General features: G+C 69.4%; 18 protein-coding genes. 17 read left to right on the plus strand and 1 reads right to left on the minus strand.

What is annotated here, in order from left to right; translation table 11 throughout:
* Positions 1 to 14: 14 nt before the first annotated feature.
* The 15 genes from JYG32_RS19615 (at position 15) to infA (ending at position 16,221) form a co-directional block, all read left to right on the plus strand.
* Entirely contained in the window at positions 15 to 824 is an 810-nt protein-coding gene (locus JYG32_RS19615; RefSeq protein WP_174382072.1) for an enoyl-CoA hydratase family protein, read from the plus strand.
* The gene (locus JYG32_RS19620; protein WP_174382071.1) at positions 821 to 1,990 is read left to right on the plus strand and encodes an acyl-CoA dehydrogenase family protein; all 1,170 of its coding nucleotides are present in this window, start codon (positions 821 to 823) and stop codon (positions 1,988 to 1,990) included. Before JYG32_RS19615 ends, JYG32_RS19620 begins: the two co-directional genes overlap by 4 nt.
* A 33-nt stretch (positions 1,991 to 2,023) precedes the next feature.
* Positions 2,024 to 3,091: an acyl-CoA dehydrogenase family protein gene (locus JYG32_RS19625; protein ID WP_213266615.1), complete on the plus strand. Its 1,068-nt coding sequence runs from the start codon at positions 2,024 to 2,026 to the stop codon at positions 3,089 to 3,091.
* Entirely contained in the window at positions 3,091 to 4,242 is a 1,152-nt protein-coding gene (locus JYG32_RS19630; RefSeq protein WP_213266616.1) for an acetyl-CoA C-acetyltransferase, read from the plus strand. The genes JYG32_RS19625 and JYG32_RS19630 overlap by 1 nt, the downstream gene beginning before the upstream one ends.
* 34 nt (positions 4,243 to 4,276) lie before the next feature.
* Entirely contained in the window at positions 4,277 to 5,155 is an 879-nt protein-coding gene (locus JYG32_RS19635) for an SDR family oxidoreductase (protein ID WP_213266617.1), read from the plus strand.
* Between the two features lie 3 nt (positions 5,156 to 5,158).
* Complete coding sequence (locus tag JYG32_RS19640; RefSeq protein WP_213266618.1) at positions 5,159 to 6,493, plus strand: acyl-CoA dehydrogenase family protein; 1,335 nt, start codon at positions 5,159 to 5,161, stop codon at positions 6,491 to 6,493.
* Positions 6,490 to 7,692 carry an acyl-CoA dehydrogenase family protein gene (locus JYG32_RS19645; RefSeq protein WP_213266619.1) on the plus strand — a complete coding sequence of 401 codons (1,203 nt, stop codon included), beginning with the start codon at positions 6,490 to 6,492 and terminating at the stop codon, positions 7,690 to 7,692. Before JYG32_RS19640 ends, JYG32_RS19645 begins: the two co-directional genes overlap by 4 nt.
* Positions 7,689 to 8,489 carry an SDR family oxidoreductase gene (locus JYG32_RS19650; protein ID WP_213266620.1) on the plus strand — a complete coding sequence of 267 codons (801 nt, stop codon included), beginning with the start codon at positions 7,689 to 7,691 and terminating at the stop codon, positions 8,487 to 8,489. The genes JYG32_RS19645 and JYG32_RS19650 overlap by 4 nt, the downstream gene beginning before the upstream one ends.
* A complete protein-coding gene (locus tag JYG32_RS19655) occupies positions 8,489 to 8,974 on the plus strand; it encodes a MaoC family dehydratase (RefSeq protein WP_174380419.1) in 486 nt (161 codons plus the stop codon). The genes JYG32_RS19650 and JYG32_RS19655 overlap by 1 nt, the downstream gene beginning before the upstream one ends.
* Positions 8,975 to 8,991: 17 nt before the next feature.
* Positions 8,992 to 10,197, plus strand: coding sequence for an acetyl-CoA C-acyltransferase (locus JYG32_RS19660; RefSeq protein WP_213266621.1), 1,206 nt, complete (start codon positions 8,992 to 8,994; stop codon positions 10,195 to 10,197).
* 149 nt (positions 10,198 to 10,346) lie between these two features.
* Positions 10,347 to 11,306, plus strand: a complete 960-nt coding sequence (locus tag JYG32_RS19665; protein WP_213266622.1) for a WD40/YVTN/BNR-like repeat-containing protein — start codon at positions 10,347 to 10,349, stop codon at positions 11,304 to 11,306.
* Between the two features lie 88 nt (positions 11,307 to 11,394).
* A complete protein-coding gene (locus JYG32_RS19670) occupies positions 11,395 to 13,851 on the plus strand; it encodes an efflux RND transporter permease subunit (protein ID WP_213266623.1) in 2,457 nt (818 codons plus the stop codon).
* Positions 13,852 to 13,919: 68 nt separating this feature from the next.
* Complete coding sequence (locus JYG32_RS19675) at positions 13,920 to 14,999, plus strand: Rieske 2Fe-2S domain-containing protein (RefSeq protein WP_213266624.1); 1,080 nt, start codon at positions 13,920 to 13,922, stop codon at positions 14,997 to 14,999.
* A 283-nt stretch (positions 15,000 to 15,282) separates the two neighbouring features.
* Complete coding sequence (locus JYG32_RS19680) at positions 15,283 to 15,486, plus strand: cold-shock protein (protein WP_006483056.1); 204 nt, start codon at positions 15,283 to 15,285, stop codon at positions 15,484 to 15,486.
* A gap of 471 nt (positions 15,487 to 15,957) precedes the next feature.
* A complete protein-coding gene (infA, locus tag JYG32_RS19685) occupies positions 15,958 to 16,221 on the plus strand; it encodes a translation initiation factor IF-1 (protein WP_114179779.1) in 264 nt (87 codons plus the stop codon).
* Positions 16,222 to 16,332: 111 nt separating this feature from the next.
* Here the strand turns inward: infA and JYG32_RS38960 are convergent, their stop codons facing one another.
* Positions 16,333 to 16,884 (minus strand): hypothetical protein, encoded by a 552-nt coding sequence (locus JYG32_RS38960; protein ID WP_249744822.1) that lies wholly within the window; start codon positions 16,882 to 16,884, stop codon positions 16,333 to 16,335.
* Between the two features lie 72 nt (positions 16,885 to 16,956).
* On the opposite strand from JYG32_RS38960, the gene JYG32_RS19695 reads away from it, so the two are divergent.
* The gene (locus JYG32_RS19695; RefSeq protein WP_213266625.1) at positions 16,957 to 18,207 is read left to right on the plus strand and encodes an alkaline phosphatase family protein; all 1,251 of its coding nucleotides are present in this window, start codon (positions 16,957 to 16,959) and stop codon (positions 18,205 to 18,207) included.
* Entirely contained in the window at positions 18,204 to 18,488 is a 285-nt protein-coding gene (locus tag JYG32_RS19700; protein WP_213266626.1) for a hypothetical protein, read from the plus strand. The genes JYG32_RS19695 and JYG32_RS19700 overlap by 4 nt, the downstream gene beginning before the upstream one ends.
* Positions 18,489 to 18,628 lie beyond the last annotated feature (140 nt).

An 18,628-nucleotide genomic window follows, 5' to 3' on the forward strand; every position in this document is an offset into this window, starting at 1 on the left:
GGGAGGCAGGGAAGATGACAACATCCAATCAACCGGCCGGCGCCATGCCGTTCCGGATCGACCGCGCAGACGGAGGCGGCATCGCCGAACTGGTGATCGCCCATCCGCCCGTGAACGCGCTCGACGCGCAGGGCTGGCACGCGCTCGCCCGCGCGCTCGACGCGCTCGGCGAGGACGACGACGTGCGCGTGATCGTCGTGCGCGGCGAAGGCCGCGGCTTCTGCGCGGGCGTCGACATCAAGGAACTGGCCGCGCATCCGGAGCGGATCGTATCGGTCAACGCAGGCAACTACGAGACGTTCCGCGCGGTGCACCGCAACCCGAAGCCGGTGATCGCGGCCGTGCACGGTTTCGTGCTCGGCGGCGGGATCGGTATCTGCGGCGCGGCGGACATCGTCGTCGCGGCCGATTGCGCGCGCTTCGGCGTGCCCGAGATCGACCGCGGCGCGATGGGCGGCGGCGCGCACCTGCAGCGGCTGTTCGGCGTGCAGAAGGTGCGGACGATGTACTTCACCGGCGAGATGATCGACGCGGCCGAAGCGTACCGCCTCGGCGCGGTCGAGCAGGTCGTCGCACGCGACGCGCTGCGCGACGCGGCGCTCGCGATCGCCCGCAAGATCGCGGACAAGAGCCCGGCGATGGTGCGGCTCGCGAAGGAGGCGCTGAACGGTGTCGAGGACGGCGATCTCGAGGACAAGTACCGCTGGGAGCAGGGCTTCACGCTGCAGGCGTACATGACGAACGACTCGACGGAGGCGCGCACCGCGTTCGTCGAGAAGCGCGACGCGCGTTTCGACGCACCGGCCGAGGAGGCACGCGCATGAACCTGACCTATACGCCGCAACAGCAGGCGTTCCGCGCGGAAATTCGCGAATGGCTCGCCGCGCACGTGCCGCGCGAGCGGCTGCCGAGCTTCGATACCGAGGCAGGCTTCGCCGCGCACCGCGAATGGGAGCGCACGCTGCACTCGGGCCGCTGGAGCATGGTCACGTGGCCGCGCGAGCTGGGCGGGCGCGGCTGCGACCTGATCGAGTGGCTGATCTTCGAGGAAGAGTACTGGCGCGCGGACGCGCCGATGCGCGTGAACCAGAACGGCATCTTCCTGCTCGGCCCGACGCTGATGGATTTCGGTACCGACGCGCAGAAGGCGCGCTTCCTGCCCGCGATGGCGGCCGGCGAGCACGTGTGGGCGCAGGGCTGGTCGGAGCCGAACGCGGGCTCGGACATGGCCGCGATCCGCACGACGGCGACCCGCATCGGCGACGAGTACGTGCTGAACGGCCAGAAGATCTGGTCGACCCGCGCGGTATGGGCCGACTGGCTGTTCGGGCTGTTCCGCAGCGATCCCGAATCGTCGCGCCACCACGGGCTCACGTTCCTGATGGTGCCGCTGTCCGCGCCGGGCATCACGGTGCGGCCGATCCGGCAGCTCAACGGGCAGACGGGCTTCGCGGAGATTTTCTTCGACGACGTGCGCGTGCCGGTCGAGAACCGGCTCGCGGCCGAAGGCGCGGGCTGGCAGGTCGCGATGGCGACGGCCGGCTTCGAGCGCGGGCTGATGCTGCGTTCGCCCGCGCGTTTCCAGCGTACCGCGCAGGCGTTGCGCGACCTGTATCTCGCGCACCGCGACAGCGCGGATCGCGATCCGACGCTGCGCGAGCGCGTGGTATCGGCGTGGATGGACGCGCAGGCGTATGCGCTGTCGACCTACGCGACCGCGAGCCGGTTGCTGAAGGGCGGCCACATCGGCGCGGAGTCGAGCACCAACAAGGTGTTCTGGTCGGAGCTCGACCTGCGCATGCACCAGACCGCGCTCGATATCCTCGGCGCGCACGGCGAGGTCGTCCCGCAGACGCCCGCGCAGCACGCGACGCTCGGCCACTGGCTCGACGGTTTCCTGTTCGCGCAGGCCGGCACGATCTACGCGGGCACCAACGAGATCCAGCGCAACATCGTCGCCGAACGGATGCTCGGCATGCCGCGCGCGTAACGGCGCCGGCCCCCCTCACAGAACGGACATCGTATGGATTTCGTATTCGATGAAGACCAGGAAGCGCTCGCGGACAGCGTGAAGCGCCTGCTGATGACCGAGATGACGCCCGAGCTGATCCGCGAGCTCTGGGCTACGCCGACCGGGCGCTCGGACGAACTCTGGGCGCTGTTCGCGTCGCAGGGGCTGACCGCCGTGTCGGTGCCTGAGGCGCACGGCGGGCTCGGCCTGACCGAAGCGGAATGGGCGCTGCTCGCCCAGACCTACGGCTATTTCGGCAGCCCCGAGCCGCTGCTCGACACGGCGCTCGTGTCGGCCGGCGTGCTCGCGCGGCTGCCCGCGAGCGACTGGCGCGACGCGCTGCTGCGCGACATCGCCGAAGGGCGCGCGCGTGTCGCGCTCGTGCATCCGGTGAACCCGTATGCGGCCGACGTGCACGTCGCGCAGACGCTCCTGTGCGAACACCGTGGCGAGTTGCACCGCGTCGATCCCGCGCAGTGCGCGTGGCGCGCGGTCGACAGCGTCGACCCGTCGCGGCGCCTGTTCGCGCTCGACTGGGAACCGTCGCCGGCCACGCGCATCGCGGGCGCCGCCGAGGCTGCGCCGCTGCTGGCGCGCGCGCTCGACCACGGCGCGTTCGCGGTTGCCGCGCAATTGCTCGGCCTCACGCAGCGCGTGCTCGACGTCGCGATCGACTACAGCGCGCAGCGCAAGCAGTTCGGCAAGGCGATCGGCTCGTACCAGGCGCTCAAGCATCTGCTCGCGGATGTTGCGATCCGCTACGAGTTCGCGCGGCCGGTGGTCGCGCGCGCCGCACAGGCGATCGCCGACGATCACCCGCAGCGCGCCGTGTTCGTGTCGCACGCGAAGCTCGCGGCGACCTCGGCCGCACAACTGGCCGCGCGCCACTCGATGCAGGTGCACGGCGCGATCGGCTACACGTGGGAGCTCGACCTGCAGATCTTCATGAAGCGCATCTGGGCGCTGTCTGGAAGCTGGGGCGACAGCGCGTTCCACAAGGCCCGCGTGGCTGATGCGATCCTCGGCGACGCGTTGCCGATCGGCCCCGCGCAGACCTTCGACCTCGAGGAATCGAACTAATGAAACAAGCCTATATCGTCGACGCGCTGCGCACGCCGACCGGCCGCCGCAAGGGCGGGCTCGCGCACGTGCATGCGGCGGACCTCGGCGGCTTCGTGCTGAAGACGCTCGTCGAGCGCAACGCGATTCCGGCCGACGAATACGACGACGTGGTGTTCGGCTGCGTCGACACGATCGGCCCGCTCGCGGGCAACATCGCGCGCACCTGCTGGCTCGCGGCCGGGTTGCCGCTGCAGGTGCCGGGCGTGACGGTCGACCGCCAGTGCGGCTCGTCGCAGCAGGCCGTGCACTTCGCCGCGCAGGCCGTGATGAGCGGCGTGCAGGACGTCGTCGTCGCGGGCGGCGTGCAGACGATGACGCAGATCCCGATCTCGTCCGCGATGACCTGCGCGGCACCGCTCGGCTTCACCGATCCGTTCTCGGGCAGCGCCGGCTGGCGCGCGCGCTTCGGCGACGCGCCGGTGTCGCAGTTCGTCGCCGCGCAGCGGATCGCCGATCACTGGAACCTGTCGCGTGACGCGATGGAGCGTTACGCGCTCGAAAGCCACCGTCGCGCGGTCGCGGCGATCGAGGCCGGCCATTTCGAGCGGGAAATCGTGCCGCTCGAAGGCGTGATGCACGACGAGACGCCGCGCCCCGACACGTCGCTGGAGAAGATGGCGACGCTCGACCCGCTCACGCCGGGCGGCTCGCTGACGGCCGCCGTCGCGAGCCAGACCTGCGATGCGGCCGCCGCGTTGCTGATCGTGTCGGAGGATGCGCTGAAGCGCTACGGACTCACGCCGCGCGCACGGATCCATCACCTGAGCGTGCTCGGCGACGATCCGCTGTGGATGCTGACCGCGCCGATCCCGGCGACGAAGGCCGCGCTCGCGAAGAGCGGGCTCGACTGGTCGCAGATCGACGTCGTCGAGATGAACGAGGCGTTCGCGTCGGTCGCGCAGGCCTGGCTCGCCGACACGCGCTTCCCGCACGAAAAGACCAATCCGAACGGCGGCGGCATCGCGCTCGGCCATCCGCTCGGTGCAACCGGCGCGCGGCTGATGACGACGCTGCTGCACGAGCTGGAACGCACGGGCGGCCGCTACGGGCTGCAGACGATGTGCGAAGGCGGCGGCCTCGCGAACGTCACGATCATCGAGCGCCTGTGAGCGCGTCATCTTTCACGATCCACGAGGCATGAGCATGGGAATCTGTAACGGACGCACCGTCGTCATCACCGGCGCGGGCGGCGGGCTCGGGCGCGAATACGCGCTCGCGTTCGCGGCCGAAGGCGCGGCGGTCGTCGTCAACGACATCCGGCACGACGCCGCACAGGCCGTGTGCGACGAGATCGCACAACGTGGCGGGCGCGCGCTCGCGAATTCGGACGACATCACGCAGGTCGACACCGCGCAGCGGATCGTCGATGCAGCGCGCGAAGCGTTCGGCGACGTGCACGTGCTCGTCAACAACGCGGGCATCTGCCGCGACAAGATGTTCACCAGCATGACCGAGCAGGACTGGGACGACGTGATGCGCGTGCACCTGCGCGGCCACTTCTGCCTGTCGAGCGTGCTGGCGCGCGTGTGGCGCGATGCCGCGAAGGCCGGCCACGCGGTCGACGCGCGGATCGTCAACACGAGTTCGGGCGCCGGGCTGCAAGGCTCGATCGGCCAGTCGAACTACGGCGCGGCGAAGGCCGGGATCGCCGCGCTCACGCTGATGCAGGCGGCCGAACTGCAGCGCTACGGCGTGCGCGTGAACGCGCTCGCGCCGGCCGCGCGCACGTCGATGACCGAAGGCGTGTTCGCCGACATGATGAAGAAGCCCGAGGACGGCGGCTTCGACTATTTCGATCCGGCCAACGTCGCGCCGCTGGTCGTGTGGCTCGGCAGCGCGCTGTCGGCCGACGTGACGGGCCAGGTGTTCGAGGTCGCGGGCGGGATGATCGCGGTCGCGGAAGGCTGGCGCACGGGCCCGCGCGTCGATCGCGGCGCGCGCTGGGCGGCGGCCGAGGTCGGCCCGGCGGTCGCCCAGTTGCTCGCCGATGCGCGCCCCGCGCAGCGCGTGTACGGGAGCTGACCGATGGATCTGGCGCTCACCGACGAACAGGCGATGATCCGCGACGCGGCGGCCGACGTGCTCGCGGAACGCAGCGCGTCCGCAGACGTGCGCCGCGCACTCGAGCAATCGGCCGGCCGCGACGACGCGTTGTGGGCCGCGCTCGCGGGCGAGCTCGGCTGGAACGCGCTCGCGCTGCCGGAGGCAGCGGGCGGGCTCGGGCTCGGCGCGGTCGAGCAGACGGTGCTGATGGAACAGCTCGGCCGGCGCGTCGCGTGCGTGCCGTATTTTTCGACCGCGTGCCTCGCGGCGACCGCGCTGGCCGGCTGCGACACGCCGCTGGCAACCGGCTGGCTCGCGAAGATCGCCGAAGGCGCGTGCAGCGCGACGCTGGCGCTGCCATTCGACTGGCCGTTCGGCGAGCCAAGTGGCGCGCGGGTCGGCCGGCCATATGGCGGGCCGGGTGACAACGCGTTCGGCGCATCGTTCGGCGACTCGTTCGACGAACCGGCCAGTGCGCGACAGCTTCCGTTCATCGCGGAAGAAACCGCGGCTGGCTTCGCGTTGTCGGGCGTCGCAGCACAAGTGCTCGACGGCGCGCGCGCCGACCTGCTGCTGGTTCCGGCGCGGATCGCGAACGAAGGGCAGTCGGTCGGCCTGTTCGCGATCGACATGACCGTCGGCGCAGCCGGCGCTGCGGTGACGCCGCTCGACACGCTCGACGCGACGCGGCCGATCGCGCGCGTGACGTTCGACGAAACCCGCGTAAGTCGCGATGCGCTGCTGGCCGGCCGCGACGCCGCCCGGGTGCTCGAACGCACCGCATGGTTCGCGGCGCTCGCGCTGGCCGCCGAACAGCTCGGCGGCGCACAGCAATGCCTCGACCTGACGCTCGACTACACGAGCCAGCGTGTGCAGTTCGGCCGCGCGATCGCGTCGTTCCAGGCTGTCAAGCACCGCTGCGCGCAGATGATGGTGCTGATCGAATCGGCGCGCTCGGCCGTGCTCGGCGCCGCGCATGCGTGGGATGCGCAAGCCGGCGCGACACCGGGCGCCGCGCTGCGCGCGGACATCGCAGCCGCAAAGGCCGCCGCGAACGACGCGTATGCGTTCTGCGCACAGGAAGCGATCCAGTTGCACGGCGGCGTCGGTTTTACGTGGGAATACGACCCGCATCTCTACTTCAAGCGCGCGCAGGCGTCGGGCGCGCAGTTCGGCAGCACGCCGCAACTGCTCGAATGGATCGCATCCCATGCGATCGACGGCGGCGCGGCGGACCGCGACGATGCGCCCGCAGCCGCGCTTGTGCCGGTGGCGGCGGCCCGCCCGTCGGCCGCGCGCTCAGGAGCACTTCAATGAACAGCGAAACGCGCGAACAGCAATTGCGGCACGAAGTGGCCGACTGGGTGCAGTCGCACCTGAGCGGCGAATTCGCCTGCCTGAAATACCGCGGCGGCCCCGGCGACGAGGAAGCGTGGCCCGAGCTGCGCAAGGCGTGGGAACGGGAACTGGCGCAGGGCGGCTGGACCGGGCTCGGCTGGCCGACCGGCGCCGGCGGGCGCGGCTTCTCGGTCGCCGAGCAGGTGATCTTCCACGAAGAATACGCGCGTGCGGGTGGCCCCGGGCGGATGGGCCATATCGGCGAAGGGCTGCTCGGTCCGACGCTCGTCGCGTGCGGCACCGACGACCAGCGCGCGCGCTTCCTGCCCGGCATCCTGGCCGGCACGCAGTTCTGGTGCCAGGGGTATTCGGAGCCGGGCGCGGGTTCCGATCTCGCGAACGTACGCACGCGTGCCGAACCGGATGCGGACGGCACGTGGCGGGTGTCCGGCCAGAAGGTATGGACGTCGCTCGCGCACGATTCCGACTGGATCTTCGTGCTCGCGCGTACCGATCCCGCGTCGAAGGGCAACAAGGGGCTGTCGTTCCTGCTGATGCCGCTCGACCAGCCAGGCATCGAGATCCGCCCGATCAGGCAGCTCAACGGCGGCGCGGAATTCAACGAAGTGTTCTTCGACGGCGCGCGTGCGCAAGCGCGCGACCTCGTCGGCGCGCCGGGCGACGGCTGGCGGATCGCGATGACGCTGCTCGGCTTCGAGCGCGGGATGTCGACGCTCGGCCAGCAGATGCAGTTCGTCCGCGAGCTCGAATGGGTGATCGACGCCGCGCGCGAATCGGGCGCGGACCGCGACCCCGTGCTGCGCCAGCGGATCGGCCGCGCATGGGCCGGGCTGCGCGTGATGCGCTTCAACGCGCTGCGGATGCTGTCCGGCGCGGACGACGCCGACGGCGGCGCCGGCGCGCCGTTGCGGCGCGACGCGCTGATCTACAAGTACTACTGGTCGAACTGGCACCGCGACCTCGGCCAGCTCGCGATGGACGCGCTGGGGCCGCGCGCGAACGTGATCGATCCGGCCGACGAAAAGCTCACCCATCTGCAGCGCGTATTCCTGTTCTCCCGTGCGGACACGATCTACGCCGGCACCAACGAAATCCAGCTCAACATCATGGCCGAGCGCGGGCTCGGCATGCCCAGGGAACCGCGAGGTAACGCATGACCGAACTCCAGATTGCAAAAGCGCCGCCCTACGTGCCGGGCCACCAGCTGCTCGCCGGCAAGTCGGTGCTGATCACGGCCGCCGCCGGTGCCGGCATCGGCTTCGCGGCCGCGCGCCGCTGCGCGGAGGAAGGCTGCCGCGCGCTGTTCATCTCCGACATCCACGAAAAGCGCCTCGAACAGGCGGTTCAGACGCTGCGCGCCGAAACGGGGCTGCAACAGGTCTACGGCCGCCTGTGCAACGTCGCGGTCGAGGCGGACGTGCAGGCGCTCGTCGCCGAAGCGCAGGACAAGCTCGACGGCGTCGACGTGCTGATCAACAACGCCGGGCTCGGCGGGTCGACCCGCATCGTCGATATGGACGATGCCGAATGGTCGCGCGTGATCGACATTAGCCTGACCGGGACGTTCCGGATGACGCGCGCGATGCTGCCGCACATGCAGGCCCGAGGCCGCGGCGCGATCGTCAACAACGCATCGGTGCTCGGCTGGCGCGCGCAGGCGGAACAGGCGCACTACGCGGCGGCGAAAGCGGGCGTGATGGCGCTCACGCGCTGCGCGGCGCTCGAAGCGTCGCCGTACGGCGTGCGCATCAACGCGGTCGCGCCGAGCATCGCGATGCACGATTTTCTGAAGAAGTCGGCCCCGGCCGACTTGCTGAATCAACTGGCGTCGCGCGAAGCCTTCGGGCGCGCCGCCGAAGTCTGGGAGGTCGCGAACGTGATGGTGTTTCTTGCAAGCGATTACGCGTCGTACATGACGGGCGAAGTGTTGTCGGTCAGCAGCCAGCACGCATGATGGACACAACCCTCGACCCCGTGCGCGCGACGCCCCGCGTGTTCGCGCATCCCGGCGAACTCGCCGCGGCCGTCGGCGAGACGCTCGGCGCGAGCGCCTGGCTCGCGATCGACCAGATCCGCATCGACGGTTTCGCCGACGCGACGGGCGATCACCAGTGGGTGCACGTCGATCCGGTGCGCGCGAAGGACGGCCCGTTCGGTGCGTGCATCGCGCACGGCTACCTGACGCTGTCGCTCGTCAACCATTTCCTGCCGCAGATCGTGCGTATCGACGGTGCGCGGCTCGGCGTCAACTACGGCTGCGACAGGATCCGTTTCCCGGCGCCGGTGAAGGTCGGCGCGCGCGTGCGCGGCGTCGGCGAGCTGCTGCGCGTCGAGCCGCTCGAAGGCGGCGTGCAGGCGTGGATACGCGTGACCGTCGAGATCGAAGGCGAAGGCAAGCCCGGCTGCGTCGCCGACACCATCAGCCGTTACTACTTCTAGTTCCAGAGAGCCAGCCCATGGAAGACGCAGTCATCGTTTCCGTCGCACGCACGCCGATCGGCAAGGCGTTTCGCGGCATGTTCAACGACACCGAGGCGCCCGCGCTGGGCGGCCACGTCGTGCGCGCGGCGCTCGAACGCGCGGGCGTCGCGCCGGCCGACGTCGACGACGTGCTGATCGGCTGCGCCGCGCAGCAGGGCACGCAGGGCTACAACATCGGCCGCCTGTCGGCCGCGGCGGCCGGGCTGCCGGCGTCGGTGCCGGGCATGGCGATCGACCGCATGTGCTCGTCGGGCCTGATGTCGATCGCGAGCGCCGCACGCAGCATCGGCGCGGGCGATGCGCGGATCGTCGTCGCGGGCGGCGTCGAGTCGATCTCGCTCACGCAGAACAAGCACAAGAACTCGTATCGCGCTCGCTCGCAAGCCGTGCTCGACCACCAGCCGGCCGCGTACATCGCGATGATGGAAACGGCCGAGATCGTGTCGCGCCGCTACGGCATCTCGCGCGCGGCGCAGGACACATTCGCGCTGCAGAGCCACCAGCGCACGGCCGACGCGCAGGCAGCAGGCCGCTTCGATGCGGAGATCGCGCCGCTCGACGTGCGGCGTGCGCTGGTCGACAAGGAAGGCAACCCGGCCGGCCACGAGGACGTTCGCGCGGCACGCGACGAAGGCGTGCGCGCCGACACGACGGCCGAACGGCTCGCGGGGCTGAAGCCGTCGTGGAGCGGCGGCAAGGTCGTCGAGCAGGGCGAGTTCGTGACGGCCGGCAACGCGTCGCAGTTGTCGGATGGCGCGGCCGCCGTGCTCGTGATGTCGCGCAGCGAGGCGAAGCGCCGCGGGCTGACGCCGCTCGGCGCATTCCGCGGCCTTTCGGTGGCCGGCTGCGAGCCGGACGAAATGGGCATCGGCCCGGTGTTCGCGATCCCGAAGCTGCTGGCGCGCTTCGGGATGACCGTGGCCGACATCGGGCTGTGGGAGTTGAACGAGGCGTTCGCGTGCCAGGCGCTGTACTGCCGCGACACGCTCGGCATCCCCGACGACCGGCTGAACGTGGACGGCGGCGCGATCGCGCTCGGCCATCCGTTCGGGATGTCGGGCACGCGGATGACGATGCACGCGCTGCTCGAGGGCGCGCGGCGCGGCGTGCGGCACGCTGTCGTGACGATGTGCATCGGCGGCGGGATGGGTGCCGCCGCGCTGTTCGAAGTCGGCGCGTAGCGGCACGCGAATGGGCGGCCGGAAACGGCCGGCCACCATTCAGGACGATTCGAGGCCGCGGCAATGACCGACGGCCCGGAGACTCGCAGGCGACGGTTGCTGGCGCTTCAACGCGAAGCGCCGTCGAATGCAGACACAGGAGACAAGCGATGAAACGAACTTTGCCCGGACTCGCGATGTCGGGGCTGGTGCTCGGCGCCGCGCTGTTCGCGTTTTCGCCGCGCCCGCTGCCGGCGTTCCCGGTCACCGCGATCCATGCGGACCGGCTGCAGATCAACGGGCTCGCGAGGGCCGGCACGCGCATCGTCGCGGTCGGCGAACGCGGCGTGATCCTGCTGAGCGACGACGCGGGCGCCCACTGGCGGCCGGCGTCCGCCACGCCCGACGACGCGTCGACGCTCACGCAGGTGCGCTTCGTCACGCCGACGCTCGGGATCGCGGTCGGCCACGACGGCCGGATCGTCCGTAGCGACGACGCGGGCGGGCACTGGCGCGAGGTGCACATGGACCACGCGCATTCCGATCCGCTGCTGTCCGTGTGGGGCACCGCGGACGGCCCGCTGTTCGCGGCCGGCAGCTTCGGCCAGTTGCTGCGCTCGGACGATGCCGGCATCAACTGGCAGACCGTGAAGACGCCGGCCGGCGACCGTCACCTGAACGCGATCGTCGGCGACGGTCACGGCAACCTGCTGATCGCGGGCGAGAGCGGCACGCTGCTGCGCTCGACCGACAACGGCGCCACGTGGGACAAGCTGCCGTCGCCGTACGCAGGCTCGCTGTTCGGCGCGCTGATGCTCGCGAACGGCGACTGGGTCGCATACGGGATGCGCGGCAACGTGGTGCGCAGCACCGATCGCGGCGCGACGTGGACGCATGTCGACAGTCACGTGCCGGTGTCGTACTTCGGCGCGACCCAGCTTGCCGACGGCGAACTCGTGCTGGTCGGCCAGGGCGGCGCGATCGTCGCGTCGCGCGACGGCGGGCTGACCTTCGACGTGCGCAAGCTCGGCGGCGTGCAGAGCCTCGCGGCCGTGCTCGACATGGGCCACGGCGCGCTGCTGCTCGGCGGCGAGGCCGGCGTCGCGCCGCTCGCCGCGTCGCCGTCCTGACGCGCGGCCACGGCGGCTTCTGCAGCCGCCGGTTTCCGTCCGCTTTGGTTCGTTTCGCATCGCCAGTCCGTACCGACACGAGAAATCCATGAACGACCTGTCACGTCCCCCTGAAGCCGTTCCCGCGTCGCGCCTCGCGGCGTTCGTCGAGCGCTGCGCCAGCACGATCATTCGCCGGCGCCGGCTGCTGATGCTGCTCTGCGTCGCGGTGACGCTCGCGCTCGGGCTTTCCGCGACGCGCCTGAAGCTCGATCCGGGCTTCAACAAGATGATCCCGATGCAGCACCCGTACATGCAGGTGTTCGAGCGCTATGCGGGCGCGTTCCCGGGCGCGAACACGATCCTCGTGAGCCTGCGCTGGAAGGGCGACGGCGACATCTACAACCAGACGTTCATGGATGCGCTGCGCCATGCGACCGACGACGTGTTCTTCATCCCCGGCGTGAACCGTTCGCGTGTGTTCTCGCTGTTCACGCCGAACGTCCACTACTCCGAGGTGACCGAGGCCGGCTTTCGCGGCGACGTGGTCGTGCCGGGCCGGTTCTCGAGTGCGAACCCGGACGATCTCGCGAAGGTGCGCCGCAACGTCGCGCGCTCCGGGCAGATCGGCCGCCTCGTCGGCAACGACCTGAAGTCCGCGTTGATCCGCGCCGAGCTGCGCGAGACCGATCCCGCGACCGGCAAGCGGCTCGACTACAGCGCGGTCGCGCGTCAGCTCGAGGAGATCCGCGCGAGGTACGCGAAGCAGGGCATCGACGTGAACATCATCGGCTTCGCGAAGCTGGTGGGCGACGTCGAGAGCGGCATCGCGGGCGTGATGGCGTTCTTCGCGCTCGCGTTCCTCGTCACGGCCGCGCTGCTGTTCGCCTATACGCGCTCGCTGAAGACCACGGTGCTGGCGCTCGTCGTCGCGCTGCTGCCGGTCGTGTGGCTGCTCGGCGCGCTGCCGCTGCTCGGGCTCGGCATCGACCCGATGTCGATCCTCGTGCCGTTCCTGATCTTCTCGATCGGCGTGTCGCACGCGGTGCAGATGACCAACGCATGGAAGCAGGCGCTGGTGCGCGGCGCGTCGTCGGTCGACGCCGCGCGCGACGCATTCCGCAAGCTGTTCGTGCCGGGCACCGTCGCGCTGCTGACCAACGCGCTCGGCTTCATGGTGATCATGCGGATCAGGATCGACATCGTGCGCGAGCTCGGCATCACCGCGTGCCTCGGCGTGCTGCTGATGATCGTGACGAACAAGGTGTTCCTGCCGATCCTGCTTTCGTACACGCGCCTCGAACGCGGCACGCTGGCGCGTGCGCAGCGCACGGCGGCGGCCGGCGGCAGCCGGATGTGGTCGCGCTTCGCGGTATTCGCGCGGCCGGCGCCCGCGCTCGGCGTGTTCGCGGTGGCGCTCGCGCTGCTCGCGTACGGCACGCTCGAATCGCGCAAGCTGGAGATCGGCGACATCGGCACCGGCGCGCCGGAGCTGCGCACGAACTCGCGCTACAACATCGACAACGCGGCGATCACGCACCAGTACAACATCGGCGTGGACGTGCTGTCGGTGATCGTCGAGGCGACCGGCTTCGACGACGCGTGCCTGCATTACCCGGTGATGAGCGCGATCGAGAAGTTCGAGATGAACATGCGCGGCGTGGCCGGCGTGCAGTCGGTGACGAGCGTGTCGTCGCAGGGCAAGGTGTTCATCGCCGCGTTCAACGAAGGCAACCCGCGCTGGGCCGCGCTGCCGCGTTCCGGCGACGGGCTCACGCAGGGTGCCAACGCGTTCGACCCCGACAACGGGATGAACACCGCGAACTGCAAGGCGATCCAGGTGCTGATCTACACGAAGAACCACGAAGGCACGACCATCGCGCACATCGTCGACGAGATCAAGCGTTTCGCGGCCGAGAACCCGACGCCGAACGTCGCGTTCCGGCTCGCGGGCGGCAACGTCGGCGTGATGGCCGCGACCAACGAGGCCGTCGGCGACGCGGAGATCGCGATGCTGCTGTCGATCTTCGGTGCGATCGCGCTGCTGTGCGCGGTCACGTTCCGCTCGTGGCGCGCGGTGCTGTGCATCGTCGTGCCGCTCACGCTCGTGTCGATCCTGTGCAATGCGGTGATGGCGCGCCTCGGCATCGGGCTGAAGGTCGCGACGCTGCCGGTGATCACGCTCGGCGTCGGCGTGGGCGTCGACTACGGGATCTACCTGTACGAGCGCCTGCAGCACGACCTCCGCCACGGCGCGACGCTGCCGGACGCGTTTGCCGACGCGATGCGCCAGCGCGGCACGGCGGCGCTGTTCACGGCCGTCACGATGTTCATCGGCGTCGGCACGTGGGCGTTCTCCGCACTGAAGTTCCAGGTCGACATGGGCGTGCTGCTCGCGTTCATGTTCCTCGTGAACCTGTTCGGCGCGGTGTTCCTGCTGCCCGCGCTCGCCGCGTGGCTCGGCGTCGAGCGTGCCGAGCGCCGCATGCAGCAGCAGTCTTCGCCGGTGGCCGCGCCGTCGCTGAAGCCGGCGCGCGCGCTCGAACCCGGCAATCCGATGCGCTGAACGGCGCTCCCCCTTTCCCCCGCGTGCGGCCGGCCGCCGCGCGCTCTCCACAAGAGGAGTCAACCCACATGTCCGCACGCCCTTACAAGATCGAAGCCCAGCCGCTCGCGCAGCGCTATGCGCGCGGTTGGCACTGCCTCGGGCTCGCCCGCGACTACAAGGACGGCAAGCCGCATACGCTGAACGTGTTCGGCCGCAAGCTTGCCGCGTTCGCCGATTCGACCGGCAAGGTCAACGTCGTCGACGCGTACTGCCCGCACATGGGCGCCGACCTGAGCCTCGGCACGGTCCAGGGCGACAACCTCGTGTGCCCGTTCCACGGCTGGGCCTGGAGCGGCGAAGGGCAGTGCGCATCGATCCCGTACTGCAAGCGGATTCCGCCGAAGGCGCGCATCGGCGCGTGGCCGACCTGCGAGGAAAACAACCTGCTGTTCGTGTGGAACGACCCGGAAGGCAACGCGCCGCCGGCGGACGTTGCGATTCCGCGCCTCGACGTGTGCTTCTCCGACGAGTGGTCGGACTGGGTCGTCGACAAGATGGTGATCCAGGCCAACTGCCGCGAGCTGGTCGACAACATCTCGGACGTCGCGCACTTCGCGACCGTGCACCGCGCGCCGATCGACTATTTCGCGAACCTGTTCGAGGATCACAAGGCGACGCAGCTGATGGTCGGCCGCAGCGAGAAGCTCGGCGGCGACAGCCTGACCGCGCTGTCGACGTATTTCGGGCCGGCCGTGCACATCACGCAGATGACGGGGCAGAGCAACGGGCAGCCGATCCATTCGGTGCTGCTGAACTGCCACGTGCCGATCGACATGAACAGCTTCGAGCTGCGTTACGGCGTGATCGTGAAGAAGGTGGCCGCGCTCAGCGACGAGCAAAACCTGGAGATCGCGAATGCGTACGTGAAGGAAGCGCAGCGCGCGTTCTACGAGGACGTCGACATCTGGCACAGCAAGACACGGATCGACAACCCGCTGCTGTGCGAAGGCGACGGGCCGCTGTACCAGATGCGCGACTGGTATTCGCAGTTCTATCTGGACGTGGCCGACGTGCGGCCGACGAGCGTCGCGCGTAAGGAATTTGAAATACGGATTCGCGAAGGCGACGCACCGCCGGCGCTGCATCACGTGTTCGAGCCGCGGTAAAAACGGGCGGGCCGGCCGAAAATAGGGGGAACATCGAAATGCGTCCCGTCGGCCGGTAACACCCGCCGCATAAGGCGCGCGTGGCGCCCGTGCGCCCGCGTCGCACTGAAAGGGCTTGACGGAGCGGCCGCTGTCGCGTAGTGTCCATGACCGAAGTCTTCAAGAAGTTCGATTGCTCATCATTGGCCGCACTCCGTGCGGCGGTCGTTGGTCTCTCCCTCTTTGATTCTTTCTGTGCCCGTCGCGGGCGCATGTTCAATTTATTCGTATTAAGGAAGTATTTGTGGATACCGGTACCGTCAAGTGGTTCAACGAAACCAAGGGCTTTGGTTTCATCTCCCCGGACAACGGCGGCGACGATCTGTTCGCCCATTTCTCGGAAATTCGCGGCACGGGCTTCAAGACCCTGGCCGAAGGCCAGAAGGTCAGCTTCGAAGTGAAGCGCGGCCCGAAGGGTCTGCAAGCGTCGAACATCACGCCGCAGTAAGCCGCATCGGCATCGGCCGCCAATCGGCGGCAGGTGCCGGACGGAGTTTCGCGCGGGGCGCCGCTATTGCGGCGGCCTGCGCGTTCCGATGCGCACGACCGATGCATCGCGACATTCACGATGCATCGGTCGTGACGCCTCCCTCATCGCATGCGTGACCCGCGTGCGACACAACGCCCTCGCGAAGCGCCCGCCGCTTCGCCAGCGCATCACCGCTTTAACGCATCAACCCGAGCAGACCGCCGCCATGCCGTAGTAGCCGGCGCGGTCCCGACTTGCGCGGCGCTCATCGCGCCGCCGCCACTGACCGCCCGAACGCCGCAACGTGCCGGGCTCCGATCACAAGACAGGCCCGTGGCCCGTCTGAACGAACCGATACCCGGCAGCCTGCCGGCCGCCGTCCCGTTGCGGGAAACGGCGCCGGGCAGATCGCCGCGGCCGCGGTCAATCACCTTGTCTGGAGGAATTGGTTTGGCAAAAGAAGAACTGCTGGAACTGGACGGAATCGTCGACGAAGTGCTGCCGGACAGCAAATACCGTGTCACGCTGGAAAACGGCGTCGTGGTGGGCGCGTACGCGTCGGGCCGCATGCGCAAGAACCACATCCGCATTCTCGCGGGTGACCGCGTGACGCTGGAACTGTCGATGTACGACCTGACCAAGGGCCGCATCAACTTCCGGCACAAGGACGCGAATTCCCCGCGTCCGCAGCGCAACGGCGGGCCGCGCCGCTGAGCGGCCGCGATCGGGCGTGCAGTACGGCGCCGATCGACTCCCGTCCGGCCACGCGGCCGGACGAACCTGATAGACGGCACATGTCGTGCCGTTCGTTGGTCGCCGGCGGCGTCATCGCGCCGCGGCGGCCAGCACCGCTTTCTCCGGCCGGCACGCGTGCGTAACGCTCAGTCGGCCGCGTCTCGCAGGAAAGCCTCGACGATCGTCGTGAAATACGGCGGACATTCCTGCATGGGGTAATGCCCGCAATTCGGCATCGTCACGAGCCCGCGCGCTCGGGTGCCAGGCCAGGAACGCTGCCTGCATCGCCGCGGCGTTGAGCCCCGGATCCTTGTCGCCGACGATCACCAGGTAGCGTGTATCGATCCCGCGGATGTCGTCGACGAAATCCGTTCCGGTCGGCATGTCGATATACGCGAGCCGGCAATCCGGCGCCACGCGCGCGCGGTTCTGCCGCAGCTTCACGTTGGCCCATCGCGCCGGCAATCCCCCAGTTACGAATCGCGCGAGCCGCACGAGCCTGCGATACGCATCGTCATCGACGGTCGTGCTTGCGAAGAACGCACGCGCGTCGTCGCGGTTTGCATGCGGCTTTACGCGCGGGCCGGCGCGGTCGTACACTCGTCGGCAATTCGCCGCAGCCCGCGCGCGCGTGGCTTTCAATCCCTTCAGTCGCTTTCAGCGGGCCGACGACCGTGCCAGCCGGACATTCGTCGCGCGACGCCAGGAGGCGCCATGAGTGCAGACGCAGCCCCCGCAGCCCCGCCGGTTCAGGACCGCATCCGGCACGTGTTCGTGCTGATGCTCGAGAACCGCTCGTTCGATCACCTGTTCGCGCTGTCGGGCGTCGCCGATATCGTCGCCGCGTCGCCGGGCGACAGCAACGCGTACGGCGGCGCGGTCTATCCGTTCGGCGGCGGCGCGCCGGACCGGATGCCGACCGATCCATGCCACGAATTCACCGACGTGCTCGAACAGCTCTGCGGCGCGGGCGTGCCATTCGCGAAAGGGCAGGCCTATCCGCCAGTCAATAATTCGGGGTTCGTGTCGAACTACGCGACGTCGCATTCCGAAGGCACGCCGCCGCCGCCGGCCGACGCGGGCAGGATCATGCAGGGCGCCGACGTGCAGACGCACGCGCCGTCGCTGTACGCGCTCGCGAACGCGTTCGTGTTGTGCGACGCGTGGCATGCGTCGATGCCGGGGCCGACCTGGCCGAACCGTTTCTTCCTGCACGGCGCGTCGTCGGCCGGGCTCGATCATTCGCCGACCAAGGAAGAAATGGGCGGGTGGGATGCGTTCGACGGCTTCCCTTATCCGAAGGGTTCGATCTTCGGCGCGCTCGGCGACGGCAACTGGCGCATCTACCAGGACCAGACCGGCGATCCGCTCGGCCACGTGCCGCAGGTCGCGTCGCTGAAGGGCATCAGCTTCTTCGACGTCGAGGATCTCGCGCACTTCGAAGCCGATCTCGCGGCCGGCTATACGGCGCGCTACACGTTCATCGAGCCCGGCTACGGCGACATCGTGCACGGCACCTACCGGAACGGCAGCTCGCAACACCCGATGGACGGGCTGGCCGGCGGCGACCAGCTCGCCGCGCGCGTGTACAACGCGATTCGTAATTCACCGGTATGGAACAGCAGCCTGTTCGTGATCGTCTACGACGAGCACGGCGGCTTCTACGATTCGGTCAGGCCGGGCGCCGCACCGCCGCCGAACGACGGCGCGGCCGCGACGCTGAACGCGAGCGGGTTCGGCTTCGACGTGTACGGCGTGCGCGTGCCGGCAATCGTGATTTCGCCGTGGATCGCGGCCGGACAGGTCGACCACACGCCGTACGATCATGCGTCGGTCGCCGCGACGCTCGAGCGGCTGTTCGGACTCGCGCCGCTGACCGACCGCGACCGCCTCGCCAACGACCTGCTGGCGCTCGTGACGGCGACCTGCCGCACCGATTGTCCGCAAAGGATCGGATCATCATGAGTACAACCTCGACCTCGACCTCGACCTCGACCTCGACCTCGACCTCGACCCCGGACCCGCGCGATGCGCTACCGGTGCGCGACGGCACGAGCCTGATCGCCTATCTGCACATCCTGAAGAAAGCGCATGCGGCGCTGGTCGGCTACGACAAGGCCCACCAGCGCTTCACCGAGATCGTCACGCGCGGGCAGGCGCGGCAATACATCGAGGAACTGATGCCGGCGCTGCTGCAGGCGCGTGCGGAGCATCGGCGGCGCCGGCATGGCGGGAAGCATCGTTGACGGATATGGCGGCGCGAGGTTGGGGCGTTTTGAAGGCGGTGCCTTGGTGAGAGAGGCCGCGACGCGTCACGCGGGCTGCCGTGCGCGCTGCACGTTTCCTCCCGTCAAAAGAAAACGGGGCTTGCGCCCCGTCCGCACCG

The organism is Burkholderia pyrrocinia, assembly GCF_018417535.1.
GTDB classification, from domain to species: domain Bacteria; phylum Pseudomonadota; class Gammaproteobacteria; order Burkholderiales; family Burkholderiaceae; genus Burkholderia; species Burkholderia pyrrocinia_E.